The sequence below is a fragment of the Dorea sp. AM10-31 genome (assembly GCF_003435815.1).
Classification (GTDB): Bacteria; Bacillota; Clostridia; order Lachnospirales; family Lachnospiraceae; genus Dorea_D; species Dorea_D hominis.
On the sequence record NZ_QTUV01000009.1, the window covers coordinates 24739 to 42150 of the forward strand.

Genomic DNA, 17412 nt, shown 5'->3' on the forward strand with positions numbered 1-17412 from the left:
AGGGTAAAATATAAACGCATAACGCATAGAGAGGAAGGAAGAAATATGAATTTTAATGATAAAAGAGTAAAAAAAGCAGTCGCAGTTATCATTATGATTGTGATTGTAGCTATGGTAGCTACTATGATTTTGCCGGCAATGGTATAAGATCGTTATAGAAGGAGACAAAAGAGCAGTGGGGGAAAAGACAGGAGACAGGAGAAGACAGGGCTTCGGAAGAGTTTCCAGAAGGATGTTACGAAGAAGGAGAAAAAGAAGACAGCTCATTGGTCTGATGACAGTTGTCCTGGTTGTGTTAGTATGGGGTGCCGCTTATCTGGCACTCTATCGTTATGTGTCAAAATATCCGGAGAAGAAGATTTGCGATAACGTATATATTAATGTGGTAAATGTGTCCGGAATGACACGGGAAGAAGCAAAGCGTGCGATGGAAGAACATTTCGCTGAAGATGAGAAGCAGGCAGTTGTATTGAAAACCGGGGAGAAAGAGACAGAAACAACGCTGAAAGATCTTGGGTTTCAATATAAAAAAGAAGATCAGGCAATCGAGAAAGCAGTTTCTTATGGAAAAAAGGGAACACTTCTTAGCAGATACCGCAAACTTCGCAGACTGAAAAAAGAAAAAACAAAGATAAATATGAAGCTGGCGCTTGATGCGGATAAGACAGAGAAAGTTCTGAAGAAACAGGCGGTTCCGCTTGCACCGCATGCAACGGATGCAGCGATTGCGCGTGTGAACGGAGAATTTCAGATTACATCGGAAAAAAAAGGAAAAACAATCGATATAAAAGAAACAAAAAAGTTGTTGGTGCAAACATTGAACCGGAAATGGAATCATAAAAAGCTTGAGGTTACACTTCCGCAGAAGACAGAACATCCGAGGATCAAAGCAGCAGATCTGAAAAATATCAAAGACTGCCTGGGAACATTTTCGACCGATGCCGGTGGAGGTGAGCGCTGGAAGAATCTGAAAAACGGAGCAGAGAAGTTAAATGGCACGATTCTGATGCCGGGAGACGTCGTATCGGTACATGATATTACTTCTCCATATGATGCAGAACACGGCTATGCACTGGCGGGTTCTTATGAGAATGGACAGGTTGTAGATTCTTACGGCGGAGGAATCTGTCAGGTATCTACGACATTGTATAATGCCGTTTTGTATGCGGAATTAAAAGTGATAAAGCGTTTTCCACATTCTATGGCAGTAGCATATGTAGATCCGTCCAGGGATGCGGCGATCGCAGGCGATTATAAAGATTTCAGATTCCAGAACAATTACAAAGATCCAATATATATTGAAGGTGGAATTGATGGAGCAAACCAGCTGACATTTTCAATTTATGGCAAAGAAACAAGAAAAGAAAGTCGTAAGATCCAATTTGAAAGTGAGACGACGCATACAGAAGAACCGGGTGTGAGATATCAGGCAAATGCGGATGCGGCGATTGGTTCGATCGTTGCAGCCGGTGGCGGGCATACCGGCCGTACAGCAAGACTGTGGAAGATTGTAATACAGGATGGAAAGCAAGTGAGCCGGAAAGTTATTAATAACAGCACTTACAATAAGTCGGATCAGGTGATTTCAGTGGGAACGAAGTCGTCAAATGCACAGGCTTCAGCGATTGTAAGAAATGCGATCGGTTCGCAGGACAGAAGTAAGATTAATGCGGCGATTAGTCAGGCGCAGGCTCTGGAATAATCATGGAACAGGAAACAGAGCGTATGTGTCGGAATAAATGCAGGAAAAGATGGAGAGGCATAAATGAGATTTGAAACAAAAGATGGCCATATAATAAGTGAACAGACAGTGATATGTGGATATTCAAAGCAGATCGGTGTGTACGGTGTTGCGGCTGTGGCAAATGCACTGGCAGCAGAAGGTGCAGAGCATATCGGAATCAGTGTACAGATACAGATTCCGGATTATGGATACCAGTCGAGGATTCATGGACTGGAAAAGTCTATCCGGAAAATCTGCAAAGAAAAAGATCTGGAACTTCTGGAAGTAAAGTCCGGAAAAAGTCCGGTGCTCCGTTTTGCACAGGTTGTCGTAAACGGTGTAGCTGCTGTCGCTGAGACTAAGATGCGTAAGCCGGAAGCCGGGCAGGCAGTGGTTCTGCTAAAATGGGCAGGAATGGAAGGAATGCTGCGTGTGACAGAAGAGAAAGAGGAGCAGCTTAAGGAACGATTTTCACCAGCATTTCTTGCGCAGATCAAAAGCTATGCACCGCAGGTATTTTCGATAAAAGAAATGAGAAAAGCACGCGAAGCAGGAGCATTTGGATTGCGCCAGATCGGAGAAGGCGGTATTCTTGCCGAACTTTACCGGATGGCAAAGGAAGAAGGGCTGGGTCTTGATCTGGAACTTCATAACATCAGCCTTTTGCAGGAGACAGTCGAAGTCTGTGAACAGTTCCATCTGAATCCGTATCAGATGACATCAACAGGAAGTTTTCTTGCGGTAGTATCGGACCAGTCAGCATTTCTGCGTCAGATGGAAGAGGCAGGAATTCCGGTCTCAATGATCGGATATTTTACAGATAACAATGACAAGATTATAAGAAATGGAGAGGAAATACGTTACATTGACCGCCCGGCACCGGATGCGGTGTATAGTATTTTCTCAGAGCCAAAAGAAAAATAATAGAATGATCTCATATAAAGAATTTGCGCTTGTAAATGAAGGTGATGAATCTTTTGTATGGGATCGTTTTTTATTGCTGTAGAAAGTGTATCCATTATATAGTATTATAAAATTAAGTTATGCAGAAAAGAGGAGAGATTATGTTAAACATTGTATTACATGAGCCGGAGATCCCGGCGAACACAGGAAACATCGGAAGAACCTGCGTGGCAGCAAATGCAAGGCTGCACCTGATCGAGCCGTTAGGATTCCGTTTGAATGAAAAGAACTTAAAAAGGGCAGGAATGGACTACTGGAAAGATCTGGATGTGACGACTTACATTGATTTTAATGATTTTATGGAGAAGAATCCGGGAGCAAAGATCTATATGGCTACAACAAAGGCGCATAAAGTATATACAGACGTGCAGTATGAGCCGGACTGCTATATCATGTTTGGAAAGGAAAGCGCAGGAATTCCGGAAGAAATATTAGTGAATCATGAGGAGGACTGTATCCGTATTCCGATGCTGGGAGACATACGCTCGCTGAATTTGGGCAATTCAGTCGCTATCGTGTTATATGAAGCGTTGCGGCAAAATAATTTCCCAGGAATGAATCTGGAAGGACATTTGCATCATTTGCACTGGAATGTCTGAATTATTTGAAAAATATATAAAAATTATGTAAATTCCACAACAATAAGCGCGCTTGTTCCTACCTGAATACAAATTATTCTGGACATTTGATAATTGCGGTATTATAATCAAACTTACAACAAAGTTTTAACGGACGCGAGGGAGGTGGTGAAGGAATGGTAGAAGAGACCATTAGAACCATTAAGGACACGGAGTGTGAGGCAGATAAGGCCATGAAAGAAGCCGATGCAGCATGTGCCGAGATTCTTGAAAAAGCGGATGCATCTGCAGGGAGGATAAAAGAAGAAGCAGAAGCAAAAGCAAAAGAAAATGCGCAGTTCGCAATGAATGAAGCAAAGAAAGCCGGAGAAGAAGCGGTAAAGGACGCACTTCAGAAAGTAGATGAAGAGATTGTTTCGTTAAAGCGGGAAGCGGGCAGTAAAGAAGCCGAAGCAATAGCAGCAGTTATTGCACAGCTGGTTTGATCAAGATCTAACCGGAAAGAAAATGTAAAGGAGGGATAGATCTATGGCAGTATTGCAGATGCAAAGAGTCAGTATCTGCGCACTTAAAAAAGACCGCAAAGCAATTCTGGAAAAGCTGCAGGCACTCGGCGTTATGGAGATGAACCAGATCGCTGATGAAGAAGGCTTTGAAAAGATGGACACAGTGAATGCGAAGCTTAGCTTTGAGAAGAAAGCACAGCTTACAGAGACGGCGCTGGGTATCCTTGATATATATGCACCGCAGAAGCAGTCAATGTTGTCCGGGTTAGCGGGAAAAGAGCTTGTCAGTCAGGATGAATTCCAGAAAATCACAGCGAAAAAAGACGAAGTCATCGAAAAAGCAGATGCTCTGCTCACAAAGAGCAAAGAGATTGCAGAGATCAAAGCAAATATTGTGAAGATTGAAAATCGGATTGAATCGCTTGAACCGTGGCTTTCGTTGGATGCACCTATGAATTATGCAGGTACAGCCAGAACAGCAATGTTACTTGGAACGATGCCGGCGGGCACAGATGAAGCGGCTATTCATGAAAAGGTAGCTGCAGAGTGTCCGGAGATTGAAGCACTGGATGTGCAGATCATTTCCGAAGATGCAGACGCGGTTTATCTTGCTGTATTTTGTCTGAAAAAAGAGGCAGAGAAGACCGAAGAAGCTCTGAGAGCTGGAGGATTTGCAAGACCATCGCAGATATCCAACCAGATCCCGGCGAAGGAAAAAGAGAATCTGAAAGCCGAGATCCAGAAACTGAACAAAGAGATTGAAGTGACAGAGGAAGAGATCAAAGGATATGCCACAAGCAGAGAAGAGTTGAAAGTAGTGGGGGATTATTTCAGACTCCGTGCAGAGAAGTACGAAGTGCTTGGCACACTTCCACAGTCACAGCGAACATTCGTAATTAGCGGATATGTTGCAGAGAAAACAGTTCCTGTCCTTAAGAAAGCAATCGCAGACAGATACGATTGTGTGATGGATGTGGAAGAGTTAAAGGAAGAGGAAGAACCGCCGGTTATTTTAAAGAACAATGCTTTCTCAGACAGTGTAGAAGGTGTTCTGGAATCCTACGGACTTCCGCATAAAGGAGAGTTTGATCCGACGACAATCATGTCGTTTTTCTATGTATTCTTCTTTGGTATGATGTTATCTGATGCTGCATACGGTGCGATCATTGCAATCGCATGTTTTGTAGTATTGAAGAAATTCCCACGGATGAGCAAGAGTATGAGAAAGTCCATGAAGATGTTTATGTTCTGTGGTTTATCTACACTTGTGTGGGGTGTATTATTTGGCGGTTACTTCGGAGACGTTGTCGATGTTGTAGGAAAGACATTCTTTAATAAAGATATAACGATCAAGCCATTATGGTTTGCGCCGCTGAATAATCCGATGAAGCTGTTGATCTATTCCATGGCATTCGGACTTGTACATTTGTTTGTCGGCCTTGGAATCAAAGGTTACATGCTTCTGAAAGAAGGAAAAGTATTAGACTTTTTCTGTGATGTTATTTTATGGTATGTATTTCTGGCAGGACTTTTACTGATGCTGATCCCATCTGATATTTTTGCTTCTATAGCACAGGCAAAAATCGTATTTCCACCGTTTGTGAATACGCTTGCAAAAGCGCTTGCGATTATCGGTGCACTGGGACTGCTTCTGATGTCAGGAAGAGCAAATAAAAATCCGGTTCTCAGGATCGCGCTTGGAGCGTATGACATCTATAATATTACCGGATGGCTCAGTGATGTATTATCTTATTCACGTCTGTTAGCTCTCGGACTTGCAACCGGTGTTATTGCATCTGTTGTAAACCAGATGGGCAGCATGTTTGGAAAAGGCGTGGTTGGTGCGATCGGATTTGCGATTGTGTTCGTGGTGGGACATACTTTGAATCTTGCGATCAACTTACTTGGTGCATATGTGCACACGAACCGTCTTCAGTTTGTGGAATTTTTCGGAAAATTCTACGAAGGCGGTGGAAAACCATTTGAACCATTTGAATCAGATACAAAATATGTAGATATTAAGGAGGAAACTTTATCATGAGTATTTGGAGTAATTTAGGACTTGTATATGCGTTACTTGGCGCAGCAGTAGCAGTATTTCTCGCAGGAGCAGGATCAGCAATCGGAGTTGGTATCGCAGGTCAGGCAGCATCCGGAGTTGTAACAGAAGACCCTAGCAAATTTGCAAAAGTATTGATCATGCAGCTGCTTCCTGGTACACAGGGAATTTACGGACTGCTGGTTGGTTTCATTACATTATCCAAGATTGGTCTCCTTGGCGGCGGCGCAGCAGATCTTGATCCACAGACAGGACTTCTGATCCTTGCAGCATGTCTGCCAATCGGAATCGTTGGACTGATCTCTGGTAAAGCACAGGGACAGACAGCAGCGGCAGCAATCGGAATTGTAGCTAAAAAACCGGAGCAGTTCGGTAAAGCAATGCTGTTCCCTGCAATGGTTGAGACATACGCAATTCTTGCACTCCTGATTTCTATTCTGGCAGTAACAGCAATTCAGGTATAAAACAGGAAGGAGCAAAGAAGCGATGACAGGATTAGAAAAAATAAAAAGTCAGATCCTGGATGAAGCGAAAGCGGCAGCAGACAGCAAGATTGCAGAAGCAAAGGCAAAAGCGGACGAGATTGTAGCGCAGGCTGAGGCAGATGCTAAGAAGATTTCCGAGACGATTGCCCACAAATCCGAACTGGATACAGTGAATTACAAAGAGCGTACGGCATCTTCCGTTGATCTGCAGAGAAGAACAAAACTTCTGGCAGCAAAACAGGAGATGATCCAGAACGTGCTGGATAAGGCATATCAGTCTCTGGAGTCTATGAATGAGGAAGAGTATTTTGGAGTTTTATTAAAATTACTTGCAAGATATGCATTGCCGCAGGACGGAGAAATCTTCTTTTCCGCAGGAGATCTCCAGAGAATGTCTGACGACTTTAAAAATGCAGTGGAGAACACTGCGCGGGACAAAGGCGGAAGCCTTAAGATTTCCGCAGAAGAAAGAAAGATTGAGAATGGATTTGTTCTTGCCTATGGCGGGATAGAAGAGAACTGTACTTTACAGGCAATGTTCGATGAGAAAAAAGACGAATTGTCTGACAAAGTATACCATATATTATTTGCGTAACGCGTGACAGGAGGAAGTAACATGAGTGAACAGTATACCTACGCGGTTGCGCGCATACGTGCACTGGAAGTGTCACTGTTTTCAAACAGCACGATCGACCAGCTGATTGCATGCCAGAATTATCATCAGTGCCTGCAGTTCCTGGAAGAGAAGGGGTGGGGAGGCACAGATACTTCCGGAGATGCAGAGGCGATACTGACCAGAGAGGAAGAGAAGATCTGGGAGGTAGTGAAGGATCTTTCCATTGACATGGAGAACTTTGCAGTACTTTCCTATCCAAAACTTTTCCATAATCTGAAAGCTGCGATCAAGGAAGTATGCACGGAGGAAAAGAACCGGCACATTTTCTATGATGATGTAGCGATTCCGGGGGATGAGATGCTGGAGATCGTAAGAGAGAAAGCGTTTACCAGACTTCCGGACTACATGCAGCATGTGGCAGCGGATGCTTATGAGACACTGCTTCATACAAGAGATGGTCAGTTGTGCGACGTGATGATCGACAGAGCAACGCTGGATGCCGTATATGCGGCAGGTAAAGCGTCAAAAGCCCAGATCATCCGGGATTATGCAGAATCAACGGTTGCAGTTGCAGATATTAAGATTGCAGTGCGATCACAGAAAACCGCGAAATCTATAGACTTTATGAAAAGGGCAATGGCGGAGTGCGACAGTGTCAGTGTGGATCAGCTTTCCAAAGCGGCACTTTCCGGTAAGGAAGCGCTTCGTGATTATCTGATGGGAACGGCATATGCAGAAGGTGCGCAGGCACTTCTGGAATCTCCATCCGCATTTGAACGGTGGTGCGACAACCGGATCATCCAGACGATTAGCCCGCAGAAATATAATGCATTTACAATAGGACCGGTAATTGCCTATGTAATTGCAAGACAGAATGAAATAAAAACGGTACGAATCATTCTTTCCGGTAAGCTTAACGACCTGCCGGATGATTCTATTCGGGAAAGGGTAAGGGAAATGTATGTATAAGATTGCAGTATTAGGCGATTATGACAGCATCTACGGCTTTGCTACACTGGGGCTTGACACATTTCCGGTTACTACCCATGAAGAAGCTGCCGAAGAGCTTCACAAACTGGCAACAGGTGGTTACGGAATTATTTATATTACAGAAGCCTGGGCCGATCAGTTAAAACATGAAATTGCAAGATATCAGGAAGAAATCATCCCGGCGATCATCCAGATTCCTGGCATTGCCGGTAATACGGGAGCAGGAGTCGCGGGCGTTAAGAAGTCTGTGGAAGTGGCTGTCGGTTCTGATATTCTGTTTTCGCAACAATAAAATAAGAAATGGAGGGTGATTCGTCCAAATGAGTACAGGTACGATTAAAAAAGTAGCAGGACCGCTGGTCATCGCATCCGGAATGCGAGATGCTAACATGCGTGACGTTGTACGTGTTAGTGAAAAGCGTCTGATTGGAGAGATCATCGAGATGCACGGTGATGAGGCATCAATTCAGGTATACGAAGAAACATCAGGACTTGGACCGGGAGAACCGGTAGAATCAACAGGGGCACCAATGTCAGTAGAACTTGGCCCTGGTCTGATCACAAGCATTTATGATGGTATCCAGCGTCCTCTGGATGATATTATGAAGATTTCGGGAAATAACTTACAGCGTGGTGTTGAAGTTGCTTCCCTGAAGAGAGACAAGAAATGGGAATTTGTTCCGGTTGCAAAAGTCGGAGAAGAAGTTGGAGCGGGAGATGTGCTCGGTACTGTTCAGGAGACAGCAGTTGTTGAGCAGAAGATCATGGTTCCTTATGGAGTAAGCGGAACAGTCAAAGAGATCAAATCCGGTGAATTTACGGTAGAAGAAGTTGTTGCAGTTCTGGAGACGAAGGACGGAGACAAAGAGCTGACAATGATGCAGAAATGGCCGGTTCGTACAGGACGTCCATATGTGAAGAAACTGCCGCTGGATGCACCGCTTGTAACAGGACAGCGTGTTGTTGATACATTTTTCCCAATCGCAAAAGGTGGAGTTGCAGCCGTTCCGGGACCTTTCGGAAGCGGTAAGACAGTTATCCAGCATCAGCTTGCAAAATGGGCAGAAGCTGACATCGTAGTTTACATCGGTTGTGGAGAGCGTGGAAATGAGATGACAGACGTTCTGAATGAGTTCCCGGAACTGAAGGATCCGAAGACAGGACGTTCCCTTATGGAAAGAACCGTTCTGATCGCGAACACATCCGATATGCCTTTCGCAGCCCGTGAGGCATCTATTTATACAGGTATTACGATTGCAGAGTATTTCCGTGACATGGGATATTCTGTAGCATTGATGGCAGACTCTACATCCCGTTGGGCAGAGGCACTTCGAGAGATGTCAGGACGTCTGGAAGAGATGCCTGGTGAGGAAGGTTACCCGGCATACTTAGGTTCCCGTCTGGCAGAGTTCTACGAGAGAGCCGGACGTGTAGTTTCCATCGGTAAAGATGCAAGAGAAGGTTCCCTGTCCGTAATCGGAGCCGTATCTCCTCCGGGTGGTGATACATCAGAGCCGGTATCACAGGCAACCCTTCGTATCGTTAAGGTATTCTGGGGACTGGATTCCGCACTGGCATATAAGAGACATTTTCCGGCTATTAACTGGCTGACCAGTTATTCGCTGTATCTGGATAATATGAAAGACTGGTTTAATGAAACCGTTGCTCCGGACTGGATGGATGACCGTCAGAGAATGATGAGCCTTCTGACAGAAGAAGCAGCATTGGAAGAGATTGTACAGATGGTAGGTATGGATGCATTGTCTCCGTCTGACCGTCTGAAGATGGAAGCAGCAAGATCTATCCGTGAAGATTTCCTGCATCAGAACTCTTTCCACGAAATAGATACTTACACACCACTTCGTAAACAGTATCTGATGATGAAACTGGTTCTTGCATTCTATGATCAGGCTTCAGAAGCTCTGAACAAAGGTGCATCCATGAAAGATCTTCTTGTAATGGATGTCAGAGAGAAAATCGGTCGTTATAAATATACATTAGCTGAAAATATTGAGACAGAATATGAGAAGATCATGGATGAACTCGGTAAAGAAGTAGCAGGAACGATCGGGAAGGAGGACTTCTAATTATGCCAAAGGAATATAGAACAATACAGGAAGTTGCCGGACCGCTGATGATGGTAAAAGGTGTAGAAGGCGTTAAATACGACGAGCTTGGTGAAATCGAACTCGCAAGCGGAGAAAAACGACGCTGTAAAGTACTGGAAGTAGATGGAGATGACGTAGTAGTACAGCTCTATGAGAATGCTGCCGGTATTAACTTAAGTAACAGTAAAGTACGTTTCCTCGGACGAAGCATGGAGCTTGGTGTATCTGCGGATATGCTGGGACGTGTCTTCGATGGACTGGGACGTCCGATTGATGATGGACCGGAGATTTTGCCGGAGGAAAGAAGAGATATTAATGGTCTGCCTATGAACCCGGCAGCCCGCGTGTACCCGGAAGAGTTTATCCAGACAGGTGTATCTGCCATTGATGGTCTGAATACATTGGTTCGTGGACAGAAACTGCCAATCTTCTCTTGTTCCGGTCTGCCACATTCCCAGCTGGCAGCCCAGATTGCAAGACAGGCAAAGGTACGTGGAACAGATGAGAAATTTGCCGTTGTATTTGCTGCAATGGGTATTACATTCGAAGAGTCTAACTACTTCATCGAGTCATTCAAAGAGACAGGTGCGATTGACAGAACCGTTCTGTTTATCAACCTTGCAAATGACCCGGCTGTAGAGCGTATCGCAACTCCTCGTATGGCACTGACAGCAGCAGAATATCTGGCATTTGAAAAAGATATGCACGTTCTGGTTATCCTGACAGATATCACGAACTACGCAGATGCGCTGCGTGAAATTTCCGCAGCGAAGAAAGAGGTACCTGGACGTCGTGGATATCCAGGATATATGTACACAGACCTTGCAACAATGTATGAAAGAGCCGGACGTCAGAGAGGTAAAGACGGAAGTATCACTATGATCCCAATCCTGACTATGCCTGAGGATGATAAGACACATCCTATTCCTGATCTTACCGGATATATCACAGAAGGTCAGGTAATCTTAAGTCGTGAGCTGTATCGTAAAGGATTACAGCCGCCGATTGATGTATTACCGTCTCTTTCCCGTCTGAAAGATAAAGGTATCGGTGAAGGCAAAACAAGAGCAGACCACTCCAATACGATGAACCAGTTATTTGCTGCGTATTCCCGTGGAAAAGATGCAAAAGAACTGATGACAATCTTAGGAGAAGCTGCCTTAACAGAGATTGACCTGAAATATGCAGAATTTGCAGAAGCATTTGAAAAAGAATATGTTTCCCAGGGATATGACAACGACAGATCTATTGAGGAGACACTGGAAATTGGCTGGAAATTATTGTCTATGCTGCCAAGAGCAGAGTTGAAACGTATCGACGACAAATTCTTAGACCAGTATTATGGAAAGCAATAATCAGGTAATGGAAATAAGGAGGTAGCGAATGGCATCGAAACAGATCACTCCTACCCGGATGGAACTGACCAAGACGAAGAAGAAGCTTGTTACAGCAAGAAGGGGACATAAGCTCCTGAAAGACAAGCGTGATGAGCTGATGCGTCAGTTTCTGGAGCTGGTAAAGGAGAACATGGCACTTCGTCAGAAAGTAGAAGCCGGAATCCTCTCTGCAAATAAGAACTTTGTTATAGCCAAAGCCGGAATGGATGAGGCTACGTTGAATACCGCACTGATGGCACCAAAACAGGAAGTAAATCTGGAAGTAGGCAATAAAAATGTTATGAGCGTTGACATTCCTGTGTTCAATACGAAGACAAGGACTGCTGATGCCAATGATATTTATTCTTATGGATTTGCATTTACATCCAGTGATCTGGATGGTGCTGTAAAATCACTGGCGGACATTCTGCCGGATATGTTGAAACTTGCGGAGACAGAAAAAGCATGCCAGCTTATGGCGGCTGAGATCGAGAAGACAAGACGTCGTGTAAATGCGCTGGAGCATGTGACAATTCCGGAGGCTCAGGAGACAATCAAATATATCACGATGAAGCTGGACGAGAACGAGAGAAGCTCTCAGATCCGTCTGATGAAAGTAAAAGATATGATGCTTGAAGAAGCACATCACTACAACGAAAGAGCTTAGAATGAAAAGGCGATACAAAAGATGTGTCGCCTTTTCGTTTCGCGTAGAGAATAAGGCGGAACGGAACATCGGCATCATGGAAAAGGGAAGAGATACAAATGAATTTGACGGATTTCAAATACATTATTGAAATAGATAAAAGAGGATCGATTTCACAGACTGCAAAAGAGATTTACATTGCGCAGCCAAACTTAAGCAAAGCAATTAAAAATGTAGAAACAGAATTTGGCATACAGATTTTTAAACGCTCCTCAAAAGGAGTACAGGCGACAAGAGACGGACAGAATTTTCTGGAATATGCCAGAAAAGTCATCCGGGATGTTGATGAGCTAAGGGAACATTATGGAAAAGAACGCAGTGAAAAGCTGACACTTCGATTTTGTGTGCCCCGGGCCAGCTATATTGCGCATGCTTTTGCCGAGTATATCAGCAACCAGGATGACCAGATGGAGATGGATGTGGATTTCCGGGAGACAAGTACGATGACGGCAATCGACAGTATCGGTCAGAATGGATATGATCTTGGAATTATACGGTATCAGCGGAGAAAGCAGGAGGATTACCAATCGCTTCTTCAGCTTCGGAATCTGGAAATGCAGGTGATCAATGAATTTGATTATTTACTTTTGACTTCCGCAGACGGAGAACTTGCAGAAAAGGATTTTCAGTCTCCGGGAGAATTATCGGACGGAGTAGAAATCTTACATGGAGATTCCAGGCTCCCGAACGGAGAATATATTGAATTTTACCGGGAAGGAAGGGAAGCCTATCATCCGAAAAAGAAAATATATATTTTTGAAAGAGGAAGTCAGTTTGATATTTTAAGAGAAGTGAAGAACAGTTATATGTGGGTATCTCCGCTGCCGGAAAAGATGCTGGAACGGTATCATCTTGTGCAGAAGGAAGTCGGATTTCTAAGACATAAAATGAGGGATGCACTGATATATAAAAAAGGATATGTGATGAATCAGAAAGAAAAAGAATTTCTTGAGCATCTGAGAAGGAAAATTGAAGAAATATAATTGTCTAGAAGAAAGAAGGTGTGCCTGAGGGTGCATCTTTTTTTAGGATATATAAAATTCTATATGGAAGACATCGGATATTGATATAAACATATCAATAATTTCTATGATATAATATACAATAAATTGATAAAAAATAGCCAATATCAGGGAAAAATGAACAAAAAGGAGGATGAGGATATTATGTTAGATACATCGTATTATGAGAAAGCAGATGAAATCATAGCAAGACACACAAGAGAAGAACGATCATTGATCCCGATTATCCAGGATATTCAGGAGGAGTACAGATACCTGCCACCGGAACTTCTGACATATGTGGCAAAACAGATCGGGATTACGGAAGCAAAGGCGTACAGCGTGGCAAGTTTTTATGAGAATTTTTCTTTCGAGCAGAAAGGCAAATATGTCATTAAAGTCTGTGATGGAACAGCCTGTCATGTGAGAAAATCCATTCCGATCCTGGAACGTTTGTATAAGGAACTCGGATTAAATGATAAGAAGCATACATCAGACGATCTGTATTTTACTGTGGAGACGGTGTCCTGTCTGGGGGCATGTGGTCTGGCACCGGCGATTACAGTAAATGATGTTGTGTATCCTAAGATGTCACCGGAAAAAGTAGTGGATCTGCTGAAAGAGTTGAGAGGAGAATAACATGAAGATAGAGAACAGAACGGAATTAAAAGAATATCGTACTGAATGTCAGAAGCGGCAGCGTGCGAAATGTCGCGTTTTGATCTGCGGTGGAACAGGATGTCTGGCCGGGGGTTCAGATAAAATTTACCAGAAAATGCTGGAACTGACAAAGAATGACGGGAATGTATCGGTGGAGTTCGGCGCAGAGATTGCACATACCAAGGTTATGAAGAGTGGTTGCCACGGATTCTGTGAAATGGGACCGCTGGTGAGAATCGAACCACATAATTATTTATATATTAAAGTGTCGCCGGATGATTGTGAAGAGATCTATCAGAAAACAATCTGCGAAGGAAAATCGATTGAACGTTTGTTATATCATATGGACGGACAGGTCTATGCTTCACAGGAAGAGATCCCATTTTACGCAAAGCAGACGAGACTTGTATTGAAAAACTGCGGACATATCGATGCCGATCACATCGAAGGAGCGATGGTGGTCGGAGCATATTCTGCATTAGAAAAAGCATTGTTTGAGATGACACCGGAATCCGTGATCGATATGATTTATGAGTCAAATTTAAGAGGACGTGGCGGTGCAGGATTCCGTACCGGACGTAAATGGAAACAGGTAGCATCCCAAAAGGAAAAGATTCGTTACGTAGTCTGTAACGGTGACGAAGGTGACCCGGGCGCATTCATGGACAGAAGTATTATGGAGGGTGATCCGCACCGCATGATCGAAGGTATGATGATCGCTGCATATGCGGTTCAGGCGCAGGAAGGATATATTTATGTCCGTGCCGAATATCCGCTCGCGATCCAGAGACTGGAGACGGCAATCCATCAGGCGGAAGAGATTGGAATTTTAGGAGATCATATCCTGGGAACAAACTTCAGCTTCCGTTTACATATCAACCGAGGAGCCGGAGCATTTGTCTGCGGCGAAGGAAGTGCGCTGACAGCATCTATTGAAGGCAAACGTGGTATGCCGAGAGTAAAACCGCCGCGTACAGTACAGCAGGGACTCTGGGCAAAACCTACAGTATTAAATAACGTTGAGACTTACGCAAATGTACCAATGATCATTCAAAACGGCGCAGAGTGGTATCTGGGTATCGGTACACCGGAAAGCCCGGGAACAAAAGCATTCGCATTGACAGGTAATGTAAGAAACACAGGACTTATCGAAGTGCCGATGGGAATTACTCTCCGGGAAGTTATTTATGATATCGGTGGAGGCATTCAGAACGGTAAAAAGTTCAAAGCGGTTCAGATCGGCGGACCATCGGGCGGATGTCTGACAGAGAAACAGCTGGACAGCAAGATGGATTTTGATTCGCTGGCGAAGATCGGAGCGATGATCGGTTCCGGCGGACTTGTTATTATGGATGAAAATACCTGTATGGTAGAAGTAGCCCGGTTCTTTATGAGCTTTACGCAGAGAGAATCCTGTGGAAAATGTGTGCCATGCAGAGAAGGTACAAAAAGAATGCTGGAGATTCTTGAAAGAATCGTAGCCGGAAATGGAAAACCGACAGATATAGATGAGTTGCGTGAACTGGCCGATATGATTGAGAGTACCGCGTTATGCGGACTTGGAAAGAGTGCGCCAAAACCGGTTATCAGTACATTGAATGCATTTGCAGAAGAATATAGAGAACATATTGAGGATAAGAAGTGTAAAACAGGGGTTTGTACAAATCTCAGACAGTTCCAGATTGATCTGGACATCTGTAAAGGATGTTCCAAGTGTGCAAGAAATTGTCCGGCTGGAGCAATTGAAGGTGAGTTGAAATCACCGTATCACATTAATCAGGAGAAATGCATTAAGTGCGGAGCCTGTATGGAACAGTGTCCGTTTAAGGCAATTTCTGTTGCCAGATAGGAGGAAACGTCATGGGAGTAATGACTATAGATGGAAGAAAAGTAGAATTTACGGATGAACCGAATATTCTTACCGTCATTCGTAAAGCAGATATTGATATACCAACCTTATGTTACCATTCAGAACTGTCTGTATATGGTGCCTGTCGTTTATGTACAGTAGAAAATGATAAAGGAAAAACATTTGCATCCTGTTCCGAACCACCGAGAGACGGAATGGTGATCTATACAAATACACCGCGCCTGATGAAGTATCGGAAATTAATTCTGGAGTTACTTCTGGCAGCGCACTGCAGAGACTGTACAACTTGTATCAAAAGTGGAGAATGTCAGCTGCAAAGCCTTGCGCACCGGATGGGTGTTATGGATGTCCGATTTGAAAATACGAAAGAATTACAGCCGATCGATGACAGTTCGCCGGCGATCGTGAGAGATCCGAATAAATGTATTTTGTGCGGTGACTGTGTACGTATGTGTGACAATGTGCAGGCAGTAAATGTAATTGATTTTGCATATCGAGGAACAAAAGCGCTGGTAACACCTGCATTTGATAAGAAAATTGCAGAGACCGACTGTGTGAACTGTGGACAATGCCGGGTTGTATGTCCGACAGGCGCAATCAGTATTAAGACCAACATGGATGTTATCTGGGATCTTCTTGCAGATAAAGATACCAAAGTGATCGCACAGATCGCACCGGCAGTCCGTGTGGCAGTAGGAGATCAGTTCGGTCTGCCGCGTGGCGAAAATGTTATGGGTAAATTGGTAAATGTCCTGCATCGTATGGGATTTGATGAAGTATTTGATACATCTTACGGTGCGGATCTTACAGTTATAGAAGAGTCGGAAGAACTTTTGAATCGGCTGGAATCCGGAGAAAAATTGCCACTCTTTACATCCTGCTGTCCTGCATGGGTAAGATATTGTGAAAACCGTTATCCGGAATTTGCCGAGAATCTTTCGACCTGCCGGTCACCACAGCAGATGTTCGGCGCTGTAGTACGGGAATATTATAAAGATCCGGAGAAGAATCTCGGAAAACGAGTGGTATCTGTATCTATTATGCCTTGTACAGCGAAGAAAGATGAGATTTTACGACCGGAATCTTCAACAAACGGTAAGCAGGATATCGATTATGTACTGACAACAACCGAGCTCGTTTCCATGATTCGCAAGTCTGGTATCCGTTTTGAGAATCTGGAAATTGAAGCGTCAGATATGCCATTTGGAATCGGATCCGGTGCCGGAGTGATCTTTGGTGTAACCGGCGGTGTGACCGAAGCGGTTTTGAGACGTCTGCGTAAAGGACATAACCGTGTAGATATGGATAATATCAAATTCAGCGGTGTGCGTGGAGAGAAAGGCCTGAAAGAAGTAGAATTTGATTACAACGGCAGAACCATTCGTGCGGCAATCGTAAGTGGTCTCGGAAATGCAGATGCACTTTTGAAGCGGATCAAGGCCGGGGAAGTACACTATGATTTCGTAGAAGTAATGGCATGTTACAGAGGCTGTGTCATGGGTGGTGGACAGCCGGTACCGGCCGGACCGAGAACAAAATCAGCAAGAATGAAGGGTCTTTATGATTCAGATGTGAATACCCAGATTAAGAAGTCCAATGAAAATCCGTTGGTTCAGACGTTGTACGATGGCTTGCTGAAAGGAAAAGAACACAAACTTCTGCATCGGAATTTTGAAGCCGCAAAAAATGAATAACAGAAAAGATTTCAGGGAACAGCTTATGAAAAAATGCATATAATAAAGCAGATAATTTCCCTGGAAGGAGCAGAACC

Annotated in this window: 16 protein-coding genes; all 16 read left to right on the plus strand. The window is 44.0% G+C overall.

Features of this window, described 5'->3' with window-relative positions:
* The first annotated feature begins 175 nt into the window (after positions 1-175).
* The 16 genes from DW125_RS12035 (at position 176) to DW125_RS12110 (ending at position 17335) form a co-directional block, all read left to right on the plus strand.
* A complete protein-coding gene (locus DW125_RS12035) occupies positions 176-1702 on the plus strand; it encodes a VanW family protein (RefSeq protein WP_242992986.1) in 1527 nt (508 codons plus the stop codon).
* A gap of 63 nt (positions 1703-1765) precedes the next feature.
* Positions 1766-2647: an AIR synthase-related protein gene (locus tag DW125_RS12040; RefSeq protein WP_117538301.1), complete on the plus strand. Its 882-nt coding sequence runs from the start codon at positions 1766-1768 to the stop codon at positions 2645-2647.
* A 140-nt stretch (positions 2648-2787) separates the two neighbouring features.
* Complete coding sequence (locus DW125_RS12045; protein ID WP_021860239.1) at positions 2788-3285, plus strand: tRNA (cytidine(34)-2'-O)-methyltransferase; 498 nt, start codon at positions 2788-2790, stop codon at positions 3283-3285.
* 155 nt (positions 3286-3440) lie between these two features.
* Complete coding sequence (locus DW125_RS12050) at positions 3441-3749, plus strand: hypothetical protein (protein ID WP_117538302.1); 309 nt, start codon at positions 3441-3443, stop codon at positions 3747-3749.
* A 43-nt stretch (positions 3750-3792) separates the two neighbouring features.
* Positions 3793-5811: a V-type ATP synthase subunit I gene (locus DW125_RS12055; RefSeq protein ID WP_117538303.1), complete on the plus strand. Its 2019-nt coding sequence runs from the start codon at positions 3793-3795 to the stop codon at positions 5809-5811.
* Entirely contained in the window at positions 5808-6293 is a 486-nt protein-coding gene (locus DW125_RS12060; RefSeq protein WP_021860236.1) for a V-type ATP synthase subunit K, read from the plus strand. Before DW125_RS12055 ends, DW125_RS12060 begins: the two co-directional genes overlap by 4 nt.
* A 22-nt stretch (positions 6294-6315) precedes the next feature.
* Positions 6316-6909, plus strand: a complete 594-nt coding sequence (locus tag DW125_RS12065) for a V-type ATP synthase subunit E (protein ID WP_117538304.1) — start codon at positions 6316-6318, stop codon at positions 6907-6909.
* A 21-nt stretch (positions 6910-6930) separates the two neighbouring features.
* Positions 6931-7899 carry a V0D/AC39 family V-type ATPase subunit gene (locus tag DW125_RS12070; protein ID WP_021860234.1) on the plus strand — a complete coding sequence of 323 codons (969 nt, stop codon included), beginning with the start codon at positions 6931-6933 and terminating at the stop codon, positions 7897-7899.
* The gene (locus DW125_RS12075; RefSeq protein WP_021860233.1) at positions 7892-8212 is read left to right on the plus strand and encodes a V-type ATP synthase subunit F; all 321 of its coding nucleotides are present in this window, start codon (positions 7892-7894) and stop codon (positions 8210-8212) included. Before DW125_RS12070 ends, DW125_RS12075 begins: the two co-directional genes overlap by 8 nt.
* 28 nt (positions 8213-8240) lie before the next feature.
* Positions 8241-10007, plus strand: a complete 1767-nt coding sequence (locus DW125_RS12080) for a V-type ATP synthase subunit A (protein WP_117538305.1) — start codon at positions 8241-8243, stop codon at positions 10005-10007.
* A gap of 2 nt (positions 10008-10009) precedes the next feature.
* Positions 10010-11383, plus strand: a complete 1374-nt coding sequence (locus DW125_RS12085) for a V-type ATP synthase subunit B (protein ID WP_021860231.1) — start codon at positions 10010-10012, stop codon at positions 11381-11383.
* Positions 11384-11411: 28 nt separating this feature from the next.
* Complete coding sequence (locus DW125_RS12090) at positions 11412-12071, plus strand: V-type ATP synthase subunit D (protein WP_117538306.1); 660 nt, start codon at positions 11412-11414, stop codon at positions 12069-12071.
* 98 nt (positions 12072-12169) lie between these two features.
* A complete protein-coding gene (locus DW125_RS12095; RefSeq protein WP_021860229.1) occupies positions 12170-13093 on the plus strand; it encodes a LysR family transcriptional regulator in 924 nt (307 codons plus the stop codon).
* A gap of 183 nt (positions 13094-13276) precedes the next feature.
* Entirely contained in the window at positions 13277-13750 is a 474-nt protein-coding gene (locus DW125_RS12100; RefSeq protein WP_117538307.1) for a complex I 24 kDa subunit family protein, read from the plus strand.
* Position 13751: 1 nt separating this feature from the next.
* The gene (locus DW125_RS12105; protein WP_021860227.1) at positions 13752-15620 is read left to right on the plus strand and encodes an NADH-quinone oxidoreductase subunit NuoF; all 1869 of its coding nucleotides are present in this window, start codon (positions 13752-13754) and stop codon (positions 15618-15620) included.
* A gap of 11 nt (positions 15621-15631) precedes the next feature.
* The gene (locus DW125_RS12110) at positions 15632-17335 is read left to right on the plus strand and encodes a [FeFe] hydrogenase, group A (protein ID WP_117538308.1); all 1704 of its coding nucleotides are present in this window, start codon (positions 15632-15634) and stop codon (positions 17333-17335) included.
* The last annotated feature ends 77 nt before the right edge of the window (positions 17336-17412 follow it).